The following is a 15336-nucleotide window of genomic DNA, read 5'->3' on the forward strand; positions in this document are numbered from 1 at the left end:
GCCGTGGCGGGGCGGCGGCTTCCCCTGCTGGTCCCGCCGCTGTTCGGTCCGGTCTCCGGTCTCGAGCGGGCGGCCGCCAGCGACCTCCCGCGGCTCCCCGCCCTGGGGGCCCTGGCGGCTCGCGGCCGGCCGCTGCCCGGTTCCAGTCCGGAGGCCCTCCTGGCCGGCTTCTTCGGAGAGGGAGCCGGCCTCGCCGCCCTGGCCCATATGGGGGATACCGGCGAGGACGATGGCCGATTCCGCCTCTTCGCCGATCCCGTCCACCTCACCGCCGGCCACCACCACCTGGTCATGGATGCCGCGGGGGAGGAGCTGGAACTGGAGCCGGAAGAAGCGGCGGAGCTGGTGGCCGCCCTCAACGACCTCCACGGCGACCGCGGCTGGATCTTTTCCGCCCCCCTGCCGCACCGCTGGTATCTCGAACTGTCCGAGCCGGCCACGGTGGTGACCACGCCGCTCCCCGCCGTCGCCGGGCGCCCGGTGGATCGGGGGCTCCCTGGCGGCGAGGCTGGACGGACCTTCAACGCCGCGCTGGCCGAGACGCAAATGGCGCTCCACGACCATCCCGTCAATCAGGGGCGCGCCTCCCGGGGGCTGCCGCCGGTGAACAGCGTCTGGTTCTGGGGCGAGGGGCGGGTCGCCGGCTTGCAGCGACCGGTCTCGACCCTCTGGGCCGACCATCCAGCGGCTCGCGGCGGCGCACGGGCCACCGGCGCCGACCTGCGCGAACCCCCGGCCGATGCCGACGCCTTCCTGCGCACCGCGGAAGCCGGCGATCATGTCGTCCTCCTGGAGGAGGAGAGGTATGCCGCGGCCACCGCCCCCGGTGCCTGGCTGGAGGTGATGAAGGCGCTGGAGACCGCCTGGTTCGAGCCCCTGCTGACCGCCCTCCAGCGAGGACGCCTGCAAGGACTGGATATGGTGGGCGAGGCCGGCGGGGTGCACCTGACCCGGGGCAGTGCCCGCCGGATCTGGCGCCGGCCCTGCTCGCTGGGGCGGCTCGCCGGCGGTTGACCGGGCACCGGACCCCCGGTAGCGTACCGACCGGTTCTCCGCACATGGATGGTGTGACATGGCCCTGTTCGAACTCCTCATGCGCCAGGAGGTCTCGCTGCTCATCAATCTGGCGGCGATCCTGGTGATCCTCTACGGCCTCTTCCTCGCCGTGAGCCTGCGCCCGGCCGTGGCGTCCGGGGCCGTGGGTCGTTGGTGGACGACGCTGACGCTGCTCATTGTCCTCTTCAGCATCGGCTTTCTCGCCTCGCCCTACCTCTGGGAGCTGCCGCCGGCCAACCAGCAGCTGGTAGTGGCACTGGTCTTCCTCTTCGGCGCCTTCTACGTGGTACTGACCATCCGCATGCTCCACGGCGTGATCCGCGAACTCAGCGAGGCCTGACTGCCCTGCATGGCCGGCGGCGGCTGTAGTATCATGGCCGTTTAACCGTCGAACCGCTTGGGAGTTCGTTAATGCAGGAGCTCAACGCCGTCTACAGCCGGATCCGGGACCTCCAGGGACGCGCCGAGTCCCTTAGGGGGTATCTTTGACCTCGAGGGCAAGCGGGAACGCCTGACCGAGGTCGATCGCGAGCTGGAGGAACCGGCCGTCTGGTCCACCCCCGACCGCGCCCAGGAGCTGGGCAAGGAGCGGGCGCGACTGGCCAATATCGTCTCCGAGATGGACGCCATCGGCGGCACCCTGGCGGATGCCGAGGAGCTGCTGGAGATGGCGGCCGCCGAGGAGGATCAGGGGACCGTGGACCAGGTCATTGCCGACCTGGACGAGCGCGAGCAGCAGCTGGAGCGGCTGGAATTCCAGCGCATGTTCTCCGGCGACATGGACTCCCACAACGCCTATCTCGATATCCAGTCCGGCTCCGGCGGCACCGAGGCCCAGGACTGGGCCGAGATGCTCCTGCGGATGTACCTGCGCTGGGCCGAGCGGCGCGGCTTCGATACCGAGATCATCGAGGTCTCCGAGGGCGACGTCACCGGCCTCAAATCGGCCTCGGTGAAGGTCTCCGGGGAATACGCCTACGGCTGGCTGCGCACCGAGACCGGGGTCCACCGGCTGGTGCGCAAGTCGCCCTTCGACTCCGGCAACCGGCGCCATACCTCCTTCGCCTCGGTCTTCGTCTATCCCGAGGTGGACGACACCATCGAGATCGAGGAGCCGGATCCCGGCGAGCTGCGCGTGGATACCTACCGCGCTGCCGGCGCCGGCGGGCAGCACGTCAACAAGACCGACTCCGCCGTGCGGCTGACCCACCTGCCCACCGGGATCGTGGTCCAGTGCCAGACCGAGCGCTCCCAGCACCAGAACAAGGCGCGCGCCATGGAGGGCCTGAAGGCCAAGCTCTACGAGATGGAGAAGCGCAAGCAGGACGAGGAGCGCCTGGCCCAGGAGGAATCCAAGTCGGACATCGGCTGGGGCAGCCAGATCCGCTCCTACGTCCTGGACTCCGGCCGGATCAAGGACCTGCGTACCGGCGTGGAGGTGGGCAATACCCAGGCCGTGCTCGACGGCGACCTCGACGGCTTCATCCAGGCCAGCCTCAAGCAGGGGCTCTAGCCCCGAAACCAACCACGCCCCACGAATCAACTGCGGAGTCGCCTCGACCCATGAGCCGCGAAGAGAACGAGCAGATCGCCGCCCGCCGCGCCAAGCTTGCCGAGCTGCGCGAACAGGAGGGCGCCACCTTCCCCAACGACTTCCGCCGCAACGTCATGGCCGGCGAGATCCACGCCGAGTACGAACAGACATCGGGGGAGGCGCTGGAGGCGGAGCCGGTCCGGGTGGCGATTGCCGGCCGGATGATGACCCGCCGGATCATGGGCAAGGCCAGCTTCGCCCACGTCCAGGACGAGTCCGGACAGATCCAGCTCTACGTCCAGCGGGACAGCTTGCCCGAGGGGCTCTACAACCAGCAGTTCAAGAAGTGGGACCTGGGGGACATCATCGGGGCGGAGGGGACGCTCTTCCGCACCAGGACCGGCGAGCTCACCGTCGCCGTGGACCATATTCGACTGCTCACCAAGGCCCTGCGTCCGCCGCCGGAGAAGTACCACGGCCTGGCCGACCAGGAGACCCGCTACCGCCAGCGCTACCTGGATCTCATGACCAACGAGGCCAGTCGCGCGGCCTTTCGCAAGCGCTCCGCCATCCTCCACCACATCCGCGACTTCCTGGTGGAGAACGGCTTCCTGGAGGTGGAGACGCCCATGATGCAGGTCCTGCCGGGCGGGGCGGCGGCGCGGCCCTTCGTCACCTACCACAACGCCCTGGACATGGAGCTCTACCTGCGCATCGCGCCGGAGCTCTATCTCAAGCGGCTGCTGGTGGGCGGCTTCGAGCGGGTCTTCGAGATCAACCGCAACTTCCGCAACGAGGGGCTGTCGCCGCGCCACAACCCCGAGTTCACCATGCTGGAGTTCTACGAGGCCTACGCCAACTACCACGACCTCATGGACCAGACCGAGGCGCTGCTGCGCCGCCTGGCCACGGAGGTCCACGGCGCCAGCGAGGTCACCTGGCAGGGCGAGACCTTCGACTTCGGCGCCCCCTTCGCCCGCATGACCATGGCGGAGGCGGTGGCCGCCCACGAGCCGGGGCTGGATGCGGCCGTGTTCACCGACCGCGAGGCGGCGGCAAAGGCCGCGGCCGGGTTCGGCCTCGAAGTGGGGCAGCAGTGGGGGCTGGGCAAGATCCTCACCACGATCTTCGAGGAGCGGGTGGAGCACCAGCTGCGCCAGCCCACCTTCATCACCGCCTATCCGGCGGAGGTCTCACCGCTGGCCCGGCGCAACGATGCCGACCCCTCCATCACCGACCGCTTCGAACTCTTCATCGGCGGCCGGGAGATCGCCAACGGCTTTTCCGAGCTCAACGACGCCGAGGACCAGGCGGAGCGCTTCCGCCGCCAGGTGGAGGAGAAGGAGGCCGGGGACGAGGAGGCGATGTACTTCGACCAGGACTACGTCACCGCCCTGGAGCACGGCATGCCTCCGGCGGCCGGCGAGGGGATCGGCATCGACCGCCTGGTGATGCTCTTTACCGACGCCGCCTCCATCCGCGACGTCCTGCTCTTCCCGCACATGCGGCCCCAGGTCGAGGCAGGAGCGCATGCAGAAGTCGAGAGTAGCGGCGAGTGCTGATCCTCAAGTGGATGGTTCGTAGGGCCGTCGTTCCGGATGGCGCGCAGCGCCAGTCCGGAACCCCGAGAAAAGGCCGGTAGAGGCCGTTCCGGACTCCGGTGGCCAGGCTTTCGAGGTTCCCGCCTGCGCGGGAACGACGGGGGTGCGGGAAGCCGGAAATGCCGTCGTTCCGGACTGGCGCTACGCGCCATCCGGAACGACGGCATTTCCGAAAAGGCCCCGTCAGGTGCTGGCGGCCTCGCGGGTCTCGCCGCGGGCGCGGCGAGTCCGTACGGCCTCGGCCAGTAGCCGGGCAGCGGTCACGCTGTCCTCCCAGCCCAGGCAGGCGTCGGTCACCGACTGGCCGTAGGCCATGTCGTCGCTGATCTCCTGCCTTCCGCCCTGCAGGTGACTCTCCAGCATCAGGCCGATGATCCGGTTCTCGCCCCCGGTGATCTGTCCCGCCACATCCCGGGCGACCTCCAGCTGGCGCTGGGGGTCCTTGCGCGAGTTGGCGTGGGAGCAGTCCACCATCAGCCGGGACGGGAGGCCGGCGTCATCCAGCTCGGCGGCGGCGGCCGCCACGTGCTCGGCATCGTAGTTGGGGCCGTCGTTACCGCCGCGCAGGATGATGTGGGTGTCTTCGTTACCGGCGGTGGAGAAGATGGCCGAGCGCCCCTCCCGGGTCAGGGACATGAAGTGGTGCGGATGGGCCGCCGAACGGATGGCGTCGATGGCGATCTTCAGGCTGCCGTCGGTGCCATTCTTGAAGCCCACCGGGCAGGAGAGGCCGGAGGCCAGCTCGCGGTGGACCTGACTCTCCGTGGTCCGGGCGCCGATGGCCCCCCACGCCACCAGGTCGGCGATGTACTGCGGGCTGATGAGGTCCAGGAACTCCGTGGCCGCCGGGACTCCCTTCTCCGCCAGGTCCGTGAGCAGACCGCGAGCGAGCCGCAGCCCCTTGTTGATGCGGAAGCTGCCGTCGAGATCCGGGTCATTGATGAGCCCCTTCCAGCCCACGGTGGTCCGCGGCTTCTCGAAGTAGACCCGCATCACCAGCTCGATGTCCTCGGCCAGCTCCTCCTTGAGCGCCTTGAGGCGATCGGCGTACTCCCGGGCCGCCTCGGGGTCGTGGATGGAGCAGGGCCCCATGATCACGAGCAGGCGGTCGTCCTCGCCGGTGAGGATGCGGTGGATCGCCTCCCGGGAGCCGAAGACCGTCTCCGCCGCCGCGTCGGACAGCGGCAGGCTCTGGTGCAGCTGCACCGGGGAGATGACTTCCTTGATGTTGGTAATGCGCAGGTCTTCGGTTCGGTGCGACATGGGCGTTCGGCGTTGGCGTCGGTACGAATGGGCCCATTCTAGCGCGTTTGAACGCCGATCGGGGCCGTGGCGATCGAATTTGGACTGAGTCCAAATCGAGAGTAACCCGTTCGGGCCCGTGTGCCAAGTCCGGGTAACTGTCTCGGGGCTCCGGACCGGCGCTACGCGCTATCCGGAACGACGGCACATCCGGCTTCCTGCACCCCCGTTGTTCCCGCGCATGCGGGAACCTCGAGAACGAAGCCCCCCTAAAGTTGAGTTACCGACCTGTTCTCGGGCTTCCGGGTCGGCACTGCGTGCCGCCCGGAATGACGGAGCTGGTTGTTCGTGGACAGGCCGGAATCCCGAGAGCGGAGCCCCTCAGGGATCGCGCCGCCGCAGGTCCTGTTCGAACTTGCGCCGCCAGAAGCCGGCAGGATCCTCCTGGAGGAGGGGGCCGGGGTGGTCCACCGCCTCGCGCTCGTCCTCGGCGCGGTCCTGGGCGCGGCGGACCGCCTCCTCGCGGGCATCCAGGTATTCCTGCACCAGGTCGCGGTTGATGCGGGCATCCTCGAGGTCGGGATTGCCATCCAGGGCGGTCTCCCAGGCGGCGATGGCCTCGCCGGGGCGGCCGGCCCGCAGGAGGGCATTGCCCCGGTTGTAGTGGGCACGGGGGTGGTCCACCCGGGCAAAGGCCTCGGCGGCATCCAGCCAGCGGTCGGCGCGGTAGAGCGCCATTCCCCGCCACTCCGGGTCCTCGAACAGGGCCGCGGCCTCGCGGTAGTCGCCGGCCTCGTAGGCCGCCATGGCGGCCTGGTCCGGCGTCTGCCACGGGTCGGCGGGAGCGGGCGGCGGAACGGCCAGCAGTGGGAGCAGGAGCAGCCAGCCGCGTCTTGCCCCCAGGGCGACCACCAGGGCCATCAGCACCAGCAGGGCCGTGAGGGGCGCGGCCGAGGTGCCCTCGCCGGCGATGCGGCGGTCCCGGAAGGCTCCGGGCCCACGAGGGAGGGGATCCAGGCCGGCGAGCCCGGCGGCGGCGTGGACCTCGCCGCCGACGTCACGCAGCGCCGGCGCCTCCCCGCCGTGGCCCACCCGATGGACGGCGACTCCCTGTTCAATAAGCCGTCGTGCAGCCGTTACGGCCGCCGGATCGGGCGGGGGGGCGGAGACCAGGATCACGGCGCCGTTCTCGATCCCGGTGCGTTCCAGGACGGCCCCGGCGCGCTCCAGGGCGGTGGCGAGGTCGCGGCCGGGACGGGGCATGGTATCCGGGGCGAGCCAGCGCAGCTGCCGGCGGACCAGCGCGGCATCCGGGGTCGGCGGTACCACCTCGTGGGCCGTCCCCGCGGCAACCAGCAGGCCCACCTGGGGGAGCCGCGAGGTGCGCAGCCAGTCGCGCAGGGCGGTCCGGGTCTCTTCTGACGGGGCGCCGGCAGTGGAGAGATCCAGAACCACCATGGCGGCGGAGGTGCGCTGATAGAGCGATGTAGTGCTGCCCTCCAGGCGGGGGCCGGCGAGGGCGATTACGGCCAGGAGCCAACCCGCGGCCAGGAGGCCGGCGGCCAGACGGCGGCGGTCGCGGTGTTCGCCGCCGGTGAGGTGGGCGAGGAGCCGGGGTTCGATGACGCCGCGCCACGGGGAGTCGCTGCCGCCGCGCAGGAGCCAGCCCCCCCAAAGGGCGGCCAGGGGCAGGAGCAGCCAGAGCCATTCCGGCCGGGCCAGGCTCCAGTGGGAGAGCCAGTCGCTCATGGCGTCTCCTCCCCGGGGGCGGATGTCTCGTCGGCGCCAGGGCGACGGCGCAGGGAGAGGCCCACCCACACGGCGGAGCCGAGGAGGGCGAGGCCCAGCGGGAACGGGTAGAGCGGGGTGGTTCGAACCACCCGCCGCCGGTCCGCCACCGGCTCCAGCTCGTCCACCGTGGCGAGGAGATCGGTCAGGGCGTCGGGGTCGGCGGCGGGGAAGTAGCGGCCGCCGGTGCGTTCGGCGATGCGCCGGAGCAGCGGCTCGTCCAGATCGCGCATGGGATCGATGGGTGTGCCTCCCTCTTCACTGGCCCCGATCCCGACCGTATGGATCCGCAGGCCCTTCTCCACGGCCCGGTCCAGGGCGGTGTCCACCGGGATCCCCGGGGCGGTGTGGGCGCCATCGGTGAGCAGGAGCAGGACCCGCTGGGCGCCGCTGGCGGCGTCGGCCCGGGCTGCTGCCAGGGCGATGGTCGCCCCGATATTGGTCGTCGTTCCGGCCAGGCCGACGTCCAGGCCCTCGAGCATGGCGGCCAGACCGGCGTGGTCGTGGGTCAGGGGCACCAGGGGGTAGGCGCGCCCGCCGAAGACGATGAGGCCCAGCCGGTCCCCCTCCCGGCGGGCGATGAATTCGGCCAGCCGATCCCGGGCGATGGTCAGCCGGGTGGGGCCGCGCTCGCCGCCGCCCATGTCCCGGGTAAGCATGCTTACCGAGATATCCAGTCCGATGACCAGGTTGCGCGCCGTCCCCTCCACGGTGGTGGCGGTGCGCTCCATCGCCACCGGCTGGCTCGCCGCCAGGACCACCAGGAGCCACAGGACCAGGGCCGCGAATCGCCGCCGGCGGGCCCCGCCGCCGTGCCGGGGCGGATGGCGCGACTCGTCGAAGAAGGGGACCCAGACCGCCGTGCCACTCGGGGCCGCCGGCGGCAGGAGTCGGCGGACCAGCCACGGCAGGGGCAGCAGAAGCAGGGCCCAGGGCGCGGCCAGCCCTGACGGACCCAGCCGCAGGGTCTCGAGGAGTCCGCTCATCGCCGCTTCCTCCGCCGCGCGTGGCGCAGCCACCGCTCGGCCAACCGGAAGAGGGCCTCCCGGTCATAGTCACCTGCTTCCACCGTCGGCCGGTAGGGGGCATCCAGCAGGATCCGGCCCGGACCCTCGCTGAAGGTGCGCGCCTCCAGGGTATTGTCCAGGAAGTGGAGCCACGCCAGTCCGGTCAGCCCGGCGACCTCCTCCGCGGGCGCCAGGGCGAGTGCGCGGCGCCTGAGGAGGGTGTTGAGGGCGGCCAGCTCCCGGGCACGCTGGGAGTCGTCCTCGGGGGGCTGGCGGTGGAGCCGGCGCAGGGCGCGCAGGAGTTCTCGCCGCTGTCGCCCGCGGCGCCACAGCCAGCTGGCGAGGACAAGCAGTCCCAGCGCCAGGAGGAGGCCCCCGGCGAGCCACCACCAGCCGATTGCCGGCGGCCACCAGGCGACCGGCGGCGGGGCGTGGACGTCGCGCAGGCGCGTCAGGAGTTCGGCGGTGCTCATGCGCTGCGCCCCTGGCCGCGGGCATGGAGCAGGCGCCGCACGCTGTCCCCCAGGTCGTGCTCGGTGGACAGGCGCAGCAGGTGGGCGCCCCGTTCCACGAAGGCGGCCCGCACCGCCGCCGCCCGCGCCTCGAAGGCGGCGTGGTGCTGACGGCGGTAGGCGGGGTCGGTGAAGTCCAGGGTGCCGCGGCGGACGCCGTCGGTGACCGGGTAGCGCGCCGCCGGGGGCGCCTCGGTCTCCAGCGGGTCGTAGAGGAAGACCCCGAAGAGGTCGGTGCGCCGTGCCAGCAGTCCCAGCAGGCGCTGGGCGTTGTCGTCCAGCCCCTGGAAATCGCTGATGGGCACCAGGGCGGTGCCGGTGGAGACCCGGCGCAGCAGGTGCTCGAACAGTGGCGTCATGCCCGGCGGTTCGATCTCCGGGTCCGGTTCGGTGGCATGGGCCTCGGCCAGCACCCGGATTACGCGGAGGATCCCCCGCTTGCCGCCCCCGGGGGGGAGGTCCACGTGGCCGCGGTCGGTTGCCACGGTCAGGCCCACCCGGTCGCCGTCGTGGATGGCCGCCCAGGCGAGCAGGGTGGCGACCCGGGCCGCCAGGACCGACTTGAAGACCGAGCGGGTGCCGAAGCGCATGGAGCGGCGGAAGTCCACCACCAGGTGCAGCGGCCGCTCGCGCTCTTCCCGAAAGACCTTGGTGTAGGGACGGCCGGTGCGGGCGGTGACCTTCCACTCCACCAGCCGCAGGTCATCTCCGGCCTGGTAGGGGCGGACCTCCTCGAAGTCCAGGCCGCGACCGCGGACCCGGGAGGTGTGCAGGCCCACCCGGGTTCGTCCGGGGGGTCGGCGCCGGCCCAGCGCCAGGCGGGCGGCCAGGGGCTGCAGGGCGAGGAGGTCGGTGCGGCGCACGTGGACCGGCGAGGGCCCCTCCGGCTCGGCCGGGGCCCGCCTTCGGGGGAGTCTGCGGCGCAGGGCGTCCAGCCAGGACATGGGGCCTCAGGTGGCGCGGACGCGGCGGAGGAGCTCGTCGATGACCCGGTCGCTGTCGATGCCCGAGGCCTCCGCCTCGAAGGAGAGGACCAGGCGGTGGCGTAGCACGTCGTGGGCCACGCGCTGGATGTCCGTGGGCGTGACGTGCTCGCGGCCGGCCAGCCAGGCATGGGCCCGGGCGCAGCGATCCAGGGCGATGGTTCCCCGCGGGCTGGCGCCGAAACGGACCCAGTGGCCCAGCTCCTCGCCCAGCTCCCCGGCCTGTCGGGTCGCCAGCATCAGGCGCAGGAGGTAGTCCTCCACCTCCGGGCTCATGTAGAGGGAAAGGACCTCGGCGCGGGCGGCGAAGACGGTCTCCTGGCTGATGGTCGGCGGCGGAGTGACCTCGGTGTGCTCGGCGTTGCGGCGCGCCTCCTGGCGGGCCAGCTCCAGGATGCGCTGCTCGGCACCCTTGCCGGGGAAGTCGATGCGCACGTGCATGAGGAAGCGGTCCAGCTGCGCCTCGGGGAGGGCGTAGGTCCCCTCGGTCTCCACCGGATTCTGGGTGGCCATGACCAGGAAGAGGTCGGGCAGGGGATAGGTCTGGTGGCCGATGGTCACCTGATGCTCGGCCATGGCCTCCAGCAGCGCCGACTGGACCTTGGCCGGGGCGCGGTTCACCTCGTCGGCCAGCAGCAGGTTGTGGAAGATGGGGCCGTACTGGAAGGCGAAGGTGCCGCTGTCCGGGTGGAAGACCTCGGTGCCGGTAAGGTCGGCGGGCAGCAGATCGGGGGTGAACTGGATCCGGTGGAAGTCCCCCTCCACCAGGTCGCCCAGCGCCTTCACGGCCCGGGTCTTGGCCAGGCCGGGTGCTCCCTCCACCAGGAGGTGGCCATCGGCGAGCAGGGCGATGAGGAGCCGGTTGACCAGCTCCTCCTGGCCGATGACGTCCTGTTTCAGGTGGTCGCGGACGGTCTGGATGGCCTCGCGTACGGACATGCGCGTATCCCCTGATTTTCCGGTGCCGCTTTCGGTGGTCGCGGCCGTCTCGCTGGCCTCCCAGTATGGCACGGCGAGGGCGCACCGCCCTATGCGGGGGAGGGGTCGTCCTGCAGGGCAAAATTGGCCGCGGCCCGCTCCGGGTCGGGGTCGGGGGTGGCCGGCACGGCCTCGAGCCGGGCCACGTAGTCGTCCGGCAGGCCGTGTTCCCGGGCCCCGGCCACCACGAACCCCTTGTACCAGTCATACGGCGAGCGCTCGGGGTCGTGGACCAGGGCGCGATAGGCCAGGGCGGCAATGGCCTCGCCCTCCGGGGTGGTCACCGAGATCGTTTCGCGGTCGTAGCCGTGGCCCAGCCCCTCGGCCGCATCCAGCAGGGGCAGCTCCTCGTCGTCGAACCGGAAAAGGACGCCGTGGACCATCGCGCCGGGCGTGGTGACGATGTCGCACTTGGCGGAGCCGTCCGGGCCGGCCATGTGCCAGGCCAGCGCGTGGTCGTCCAGGCGGGCCGGGCCCACCGGTCGGGTCGAGGGGACCCGGGCCCGGAGGCGGGCGGTAAGCATGTTCGAACCGTAGGCGAAATAGGGCGTCATAGGGGGCCTCCCCCCGGTGATGGTGTGGCGATCGAGAGGGCGCGAGGATGGCCCGAGGCGGGGTTGCAATCAAGGGTGTAAAAAAGAGCTCTGCGGGGCTGGACAGCGGGGCGCTGCGGGGGCATATTGCGCCGCCCCTTGACAATTGCCATGGTTGGTCGTGAAGGGGCGACTGCGGGGCCGTCGGGGACGGCGGGATCGACAACACGGTGCACGCCACGGGCGTGATCATGAAGGAGCGAATTGTTCAGGCTGGCGTATTCCATCTATACCCTCCTGATGGGGATCGGGCTGCTCCTGGTGGGGGGCGGCCTGCTGGGAACGGCGCTGGGCGTGCGCGCGAGCATGGACGGCGTCTCGCAATCCACCATCGGCCTCATCATGGCCGCCTACTTCGCCGGCTTCATCGTGGGGACCTACGGGGCACCGGGGATCGTGCGCCGGGTGGGCCACGTCCGCGCCTTCGCCGCCTTCGCCGCCGTGGCCTCCACTACCGGCATCCTCCACGCCATGTTTCCCGATCCGGTCGCCTGGATGTTCCTGCGACTCATCACCGGGGCGGCCTTCGTCGGGATCTACATGGTCATTGAGAGCTGGCTGGGGGAGCAGTCCACCAGTAACACCCGGGGCCAGGTCTTCGCCCTCTACATGACCATCACCCTGCTGGCCCTGGCCGGGGGGCAGTTCCTGCTCCTGGCGGGGGACGTGAGCACCTTCGTCCCCTTCGGCCTGGTGACGATCCTCATCTCCCTGGCCCTGGTCCCGGTGGCGCTGACCCGGCTGCGCGAGCCCACGCCTCTGGAGACTCCCACCCTGGGTCTGCGCCATCTGGTCAGCATCTCGCCCCTGGGGGTCGCCGGGGCCTTCTTTTCGGGGCTCGCCTACGCCGCCTTCTGGGGCATGGGGCCGGTCTTCGCCAGCGGGATCGGTCTGGACAAGATGGGCGTGGCGACCTTCATGGCCGCGACCATCCTGGGCGGGGCGCTGCTGCAGATCCCCATCGGTCACCTCTCGGATCAGCTCGACCGGCGGAGCGTCATCGCCGGGGTGGGGGTTACCGGTTCGGTGCTGGCCCTGGCGCTGTTCGCAGCGACCTTCTTCGGCCAGGGCGCCATCGTCCTGGCCAGTTTCCTCTACGGCGGGGTCATGTTCACCGTCTACGGCCTCTCCGTGGCCCACATGAACGACCACCTCCACGAGGGGGGCGTGCTGGAGGCGACCCAGGCGCTGCTGTTGGTCCACGGGGGCGGCGCCGTGGCCGGGCCGCTGGTGGCCGGCCTGATCATGGAGCGATTCGGTTCCCAGGCGCTGCTCTTCTTCTTCGCCGTTATCCTGGCGCTGCTGGCGGCCTATGCCTTCCGCCGCATGCACGTCAGCCCCCATATCCCGCTGGAGGACCAGGGCGACTACATGCCCATGGTGCGGACCACCCAGGCCGCGGCGGAGCTGGACCCGCGTTCCGACGAGTCGGAGCTGGAATACACCGCCGAGATGGACGACGAGGAGGAGCCCTTCCAGGCGGACCATCCGGAGGAAGAGGGCGAGCCGGAGGGGAGCCGGGCATGAACTGCCCCCTCTGCGGCGGCGTCCACCTGAGCCTGTTCGGCCGGGACCGCCGCCGCAGCTACTGGCGCTGCCGGGCCTGCGAGCTGGTCAGCGTTCCCCCGGACCAGCGGCCCGACCCGGCGGAGGAGCGGGCGGAATACGATCGCCACGAGAACCACCCCGACGACCCCGGCTACCGCCGCTTCCTGGGCCGGCTGTTCGAGCCCCTGGCCGAACGCTGCCCGCCGCCGGCGCGGGGGCTCGACTTCGGCTGCGGCCCCGGGCCCGCCCTGGCCGCCATGGGGCGGGAGCGTGGCTACGAGATGAGCCTCTACGATCCCCTCTACGCCGATGAGGCCAGTGTCCTGGCGGCCGACTACGACTTCATCACCGCCACCGAGGTAGTGGAGCACCTCCACGACCCGGGACGGACCCTGGAATGTCTCCTCCGGCGCCTGCGCCCGGGTGGTTGGCTGGGCCTCATGACCCAGCTGGTCATCAACGCCGAGCGCTTCGCCACCTGGCGCTACAAGGATGATCCCACCCACGTCGCCTTCTTCTCCCGACAGACGCTGGAGTGGTTGGCCCGCCGACACGGCCTGGGATTCGAGGCGGTGGCCCGGGATGCCTTCCTGTTCCGGCGTCCCGAATAGGCCCCGTGGAATAGCCCCATTGGGCGTGGATTGAAGGGGCTGTACACGGTGTTTACTCTTCTTTACCGGGAGATGACGCGCTTCGGGAGGTGCCATGGACTACGCCGAGTTCCAGCAGCTGCTGGCCGCGGATGAGCCGCCGGACCTGCCGCCCGCGCTCCGGGCCTTGTGGCAGCAGGGGCGGGGCGACTGGCACGGGGCCCACGCCACCGTGCAGGAGGCCGGCGGGGCGGATGCGGCGCGGGTCCACGCCCACCTCCATCGCGTCGAGGGGGATGCCGGCAATGCGGCCTACTGGTACCGCCGCGCCGGCCGAACGCCCGAGAAGGGGTCCCTGGAGGCCGAATGGGAGGCCCTGGCGCGGGAGTTACTGGAGCGGGATTTCCGGGCGGAGGGAGAGTCGACATGAGGGCGGTTCGCATCCATGAACCGGGAGGCCCGGAGCAGCTTCGCTACGAGGAGGTCCCCGACCCCCTCATCGAGCGCCCGGGCCAGGTGAAGGTCGCCATCCGGGCGGCCGGGGTCAATCCGGTGGATACCAAGGTCCGCCAGAAGGGGCCCATGTTCGCCGAGGGGTTGCCCTTCATTCCCGGCTGCGATGCCGCCGGGGAGATCGTCGAGGTGGGCGAGGGGGTGACCGAACGCGCCGTGGGGGATCGCATCTTCTTCTGCCATGGTGGCCTGGGGTCGGCGCCGGGTACCTACGCCGAATTCGCCGTGCTGGACGCCGCCCGCACCCGGCCACTGCCCGACTCGGTGGACTTCGAGACCGCCGCGGCCGCCCCCCTGGTGGCCATCACCGCCTGGGAATCCCTCTTCGACCGCGCCCGCCTGCAGGCCGGTCAGACCCTCCTGGTCCACGCCGGCGCCGGCGGGGTCGGCCATGTGGCTATCCAGCTCGCGCGCCTGCAGGGGGCGCGGGTCGCGACCACGGTGGGCAGTCGGAACCATCTCGGCTTTGTCGCCGGACTCGGGGCGGAGGAGATCATCGTCTATACCGAGCGCGACTTCGTCGATGCCACTCTGGCCTGGACGGAGGGACGGGGCGTCGAGGTCGCCCTGGATACCGTGGGCGGTGCCACCTGGCGGCGAACCGTGGAGGCGGTGGCCTACTACGGCGACCTGGTGACCCTGCTCGATCCGGGCGAGGTGGATCTCACCGAGGCGCGCACGCGCAATCTGCGCCTCTCCTTCGAGCTCATGCTGACGCCGCAACTACGGGGGCTGACCGAGGCGCTGGACCATCAGGGCGAGATCCTGGACCAGTGCGCCCGGTGGCTGGCCAGCGGAGAACTGCGGGTGGAACTCGCGGAGAGCCTCGCCCTGGAACAGGTGGTCGAGGCCCACCGGCGGCTGGAGTCCGGCGGCATGCAGGGCAAGCTGATCCTGCGTCCATGAGCCGCCCGCCGTCGGAGCCGGGGACCTACGCCTTCATCTTCCGCCTGGAGCCCGGGGCGTATACGGTAGGGGCCCTCGGTGCCGTGGAGCTTGCGGGTGGTCAGTACCTCTATGTCGGCAGCGCCTTCGGCCCGGGGGCTCTGTGCAGCCGGGTGGTGCGCCACTGGGAGGGGCCGGGGAAACGCCGCTGGCACCTGGACTATCTCCAGCCGCGGCAGCCCGTCGTCCTCTGGTACACCACGGACCGGCGCCGGCGCGAGGCCCTCTGGGCGCGGGTGGCCGCCGCGCTGCCCGGCGCCGAACCCGCTGTGACCGGCTTCGGCGCCTCCGACCGACCCGGCGCGACCCACCTCCTGCGGCTGGCATCCATCCCGTCGCTGGAGGATTTCCGGGGCCGAATCATGCGTCGAGCCCCCCGTCACGGGCCTCTTGCGGCCTGGGCGGGGGAAGACGATTCCCGAAAACCCGACGGAGAGCCCTGATCC

16 protein-coding genes are annotated in these 15336 nt (G+C 71.1%); 9 read left to right on the forward strand and 7 right to left on the reverse strand.

All coding sequences use genetic code 11. The features are described 5' to 3' along the window. Positions 1-3 precede the first annotated feature (3 nt). From BM272_RS01705 to lysS, 4 genes are all read left to right on the forward strand, one after another. Positions 4-1014, forward strand: a complete 1011-nt coding sequence (locus BM272_RS01705) for a hypothetical protein (RefSeq protein WP_093427019.1) — start codon at positions 4-6, stop codon at positions 1012-1014. Positions 1015-1072: 58 nt separating this feature from the next. Next, positions 1073-1396 (forward strand): hypothetical protein, encoded by a 324-nt coding sequence (locus tag BM272_RS01710; protein ID WP_093427020.1) that lies wholly within the window; start codon positions 1073-1075, stop codon positions 1394-1396. A gap of 71 nt (positions 1397-1467) precedes the next feature. After that, positions 1468-2569, forward strand: a protein-coding gene (gene prfB, locus BM272_RS01715; RefSeq protein ID WP_143613100.1) for a peptide chain release factor 2 whose coding sequence is annotated in 2 segments (ribosomal slippage) — positions 1468-1542 and positions 1544-2569 — 1101 coding nt in all. Because the reading frame shifts where the segments join, the coding sequence is not laid out codon by codon here. A 50-nt stretch (positions 2570-2619) separates the two neighbouring features. Next, positions 2620-4152: a lysine--tRNA ligase gene (gene lysS / locus BM272_RS01720; RefSeq protein WP_093427022.1), complete on the forward strand. Its 1533-nt coding sequence runs from the start codon at positions 2620-2622 to the stop codon at positions 4150-4152. A gap of 222 nt (positions 4153-4374) precedes the next feature. Here the strand turns inward: lysS and BM272_RS01725 are convergent, their stop codons facing one another. The 7 genes from BM272_RS01725 to BM272_RS01755 form a co-directional block, all read right to left on the reverse strand. Then, entirely contained in the window at positions 4375-5454 is a 1080-nt protein-coding gene (locus BM272_RS01725; protein ID WP_093427023.1) for a 3-deoxy-7-phosphoheptulonate synthase, read from the reverse strand. Between the two features lie 360 nt (positions 5455-5814). Then, positions 5815-7182 (reverse strand): tetratricopeptide repeat protein, encoded by a 1368-nt coding sequence (locus BM272_RS01730; RefSeq protein ID WP_093427024.1) that lies wholly within the window; start codon positions 7180-7182, stop codon positions 5815-5817. Beyond that, a complete protein-coding gene (locus tag BM272_RS01735) occupies positions 7179-8207 on the reverse strand; it encodes a VWA domain-containing protein (protein ID WP_093427025.1) in 1029 nt (342 codons plus the stop codon). Before BM272_RS01735 ends, BM272_RS01730 begins: the two co-directional genes overlap by 4 nt. Then, positions 8204-8701 (reverse strand): DUF4381 family protein, encoded by a 498-nt coding sequence (locus BM272_RS01740; RefSeq protein WP_093427026.1) that lies wholly within the window; start codon positions 8699-8701, stop codon positions 8204-8206. Before BM272_RS01740 ends, BM272_RS01735 begins: the two co-directional genes overlap by 4 nt. Next, positions 8698-9684, reverse strand: a complete 987-nt coding sequence (locus BM272_RS01745) for a DUF58 domain-containing protein (protein WP_093427027.1) — start codon at positions 9682-9684, stop codon at positions 8698-8700. The genes BM272_RS01740 and BM272_RS01745 overlap by 4 nt, the downstream gene beginning before the upstream one ends. Positions 9685-9690: 6 nt before the next feature. Continuing rightward, positions 9691-10662: an AAA family ATPase gene (locus BM272_RS01750; protein ID WP_093427028.1), complete on the reverse strand. Its 972-nt coding sequence runs from the start codon at positions 10660-10662 to the stop codon at positions 9691-9693. An 89-nt stretch (positions 10663-10751) separates the two neighbouring features. Beyond that, the gene (locus tag BM272_RS01755) at positions 10752-11255 is read right to left on the reverse strand and encodes a gamma-glutamylcyclotransferase family protein (protein WP_093427029.1); all 504 of its coding nucleotides are present in this window, start codon (positions 11253-11255) and stop codon (positions 10752-10754) included. 243 nt (positions 11256-11498) lie between these two features. On the opposite strand from BM272_RS01755, the gene BM272_RS01760 reads away from it, so the two are divergent. From BM272_RS01760 to BM272_RS01780, 5 genes are all read left to right on the forward strand, one after another. Beyond that, complete coding sequence (locus BM272_RS01760) at positions 11499-12821, forward strand: MFS transporter (protein WP_240307973.1); 1323 nt, start codon at positions 11499-11501, stop codon at positions 12819-12821. Next, on the forward strand, positions 12818-13453 hold the full coding sequence (locus BM272_RS01765) for a class I SAM-dependent methyltransferase (RefSeq protein ID WP_093427030.1): 636 nt from the start codon (positions 12818-12820) through the stop codon (positions 13451-13453). Before BM272_RS01760 ends, BM272_RS01765 begins: the two co-directional genes overlap by 4 nt. Positions 13454-13547: 94 nt before the next feature. Further along, entirely contained in the window at positions 13548-13862 is a 315-nt protein-coding gene (locus tag BM272_RS01770; RefSeq protein WP_093427031.1) for a hypothetical protein, read from the forward strand. Further along, a complete protein-coding gene (locus BM272_RS01775) occupies positions 13859-14851 on the forward strand; it encodes a zinc-dependent alcohol dehydrogenase family protein (protein WP_093427032.1) in 993 nt (330 codons plus the stop codon). Before BM272_RS01770 ends, BM272_RS01775 begins: the two co-directional genes overlap by 4 nt. Then, on the forward strand, positions 14848-15333 hold the full coding sequence (locus BM272_RS01780; protein WP_093427033.1) for a GIY-YIG nuclease family protein: 486 nt from the start codon (positions 14848-14850) through the stop codon (positions 15331-15333). The genes BM272_RS01775 and BM272_RS01780 overlap by 4 nt, the downstream gene beginning before the upstream one ends. Positions 15334-15336: the final 3 nt, after the last annotated feature.

The sequence above is a fragment of the Thiohalospira halophila DSM 15071 genome, from assembly GCF_900112605.1.
GTDB classification, from domain to species: domain Bacteria; phylum Pseudomonadota; class Gammaproteobacteria; order Thiohalospirales; family Thiohalospiraceae; genus Thiohalospira; species Thiohalospira halophila.

Coding starts and splice junctions, on each gene's coding strand:
- BM272_RS01710 (WP_093427020.1), top strand. CDS start 1,073: ATGGCCCTGTTCGAACTCCTCATGCGCCAGGAGGTCTCGCTGCTCATC.
- BM272_RS01735 (WP_093427025.1), bottom strand. CDS start 8,207: ATGAGCGGACTCCTCGAGACCCTGCGGCTGGGTCCGTCAGGGCTGGCC.
- BM272_RS01770 (WP_093427031.1), top strand. CDS start 13,548: ATGGACTACGCCGAGTTCCAGCAGCTGCTGGCCGCGGATGAGCCGCCG.
- BM272_RS01730 (WP_093427024.1), bottom strand. CDS start 7,182: ATGAGCGACTGGCTCTCCCACTGGAGCCTGGCCCGGCCGGAATGGCTC.
- BM272_RS01755 (WP_093427029.1), bottom strand. CDS start 11,255: ATGACGCCCTATTTCGCCTACGGTTCGAACATGCTTACCGCCCGCCTC.
- BM272_RS01740 (WP_093427026.1), bottom strand. CDS start 8,701: ATGAGCACCGCCGAACTCCTGACGCGCCTGCGCGACGTCCACGCCCCG.
- BM272_RS01765 (WP_093427030.1), top strand. CDS start 12,818: ATGAACTGCCCCCTCTGCGGCGGCGTCCACCTGAGCCTGTTCGGCCGG.
- lysS (WP_093427022.1), top strand. CDS start 2,620: ATGAGCCGCGAAGAGAACGAGCAGATCGCCGCCCGCCGCGCCAAGCTT.
- BM272_RS01745 (WP_093427027.1), bottom strand. CDS start 9,684: ATGTCCTGGCTGGACGCCCTGCGCCGCAGACTCCCCCGAAGGCGGGCC.
- BM272_RS01775 (WP_093427032.1), top strand. CDS start 13,859: ATGAGGGCGGTTCGCATCCATGAACCGGGAGGCCCGGAGCAGCTTCGC.
- BM272_RS01750 (WP_093427028.1), bottom strand. CDS start 10,662: ATGTCCGTACGCGAGGCCATCCAGACCGTCCGCGACCACCTGAAACAG.
- BM272_RS01780 (WP_093427033.1), top strand. CDS start 14,848: ATGAGCCGCCCGCCGTCGGAGCCGGGGACCTACGCCTTCATCTTCCGC.
- BM272_RS01725 (WP_093427023.1), bottom strand. CDS start 5,454: ATGTCGCACCGAACCGAAGACCTGCGCATTACCAACATCAAGGAAGTC.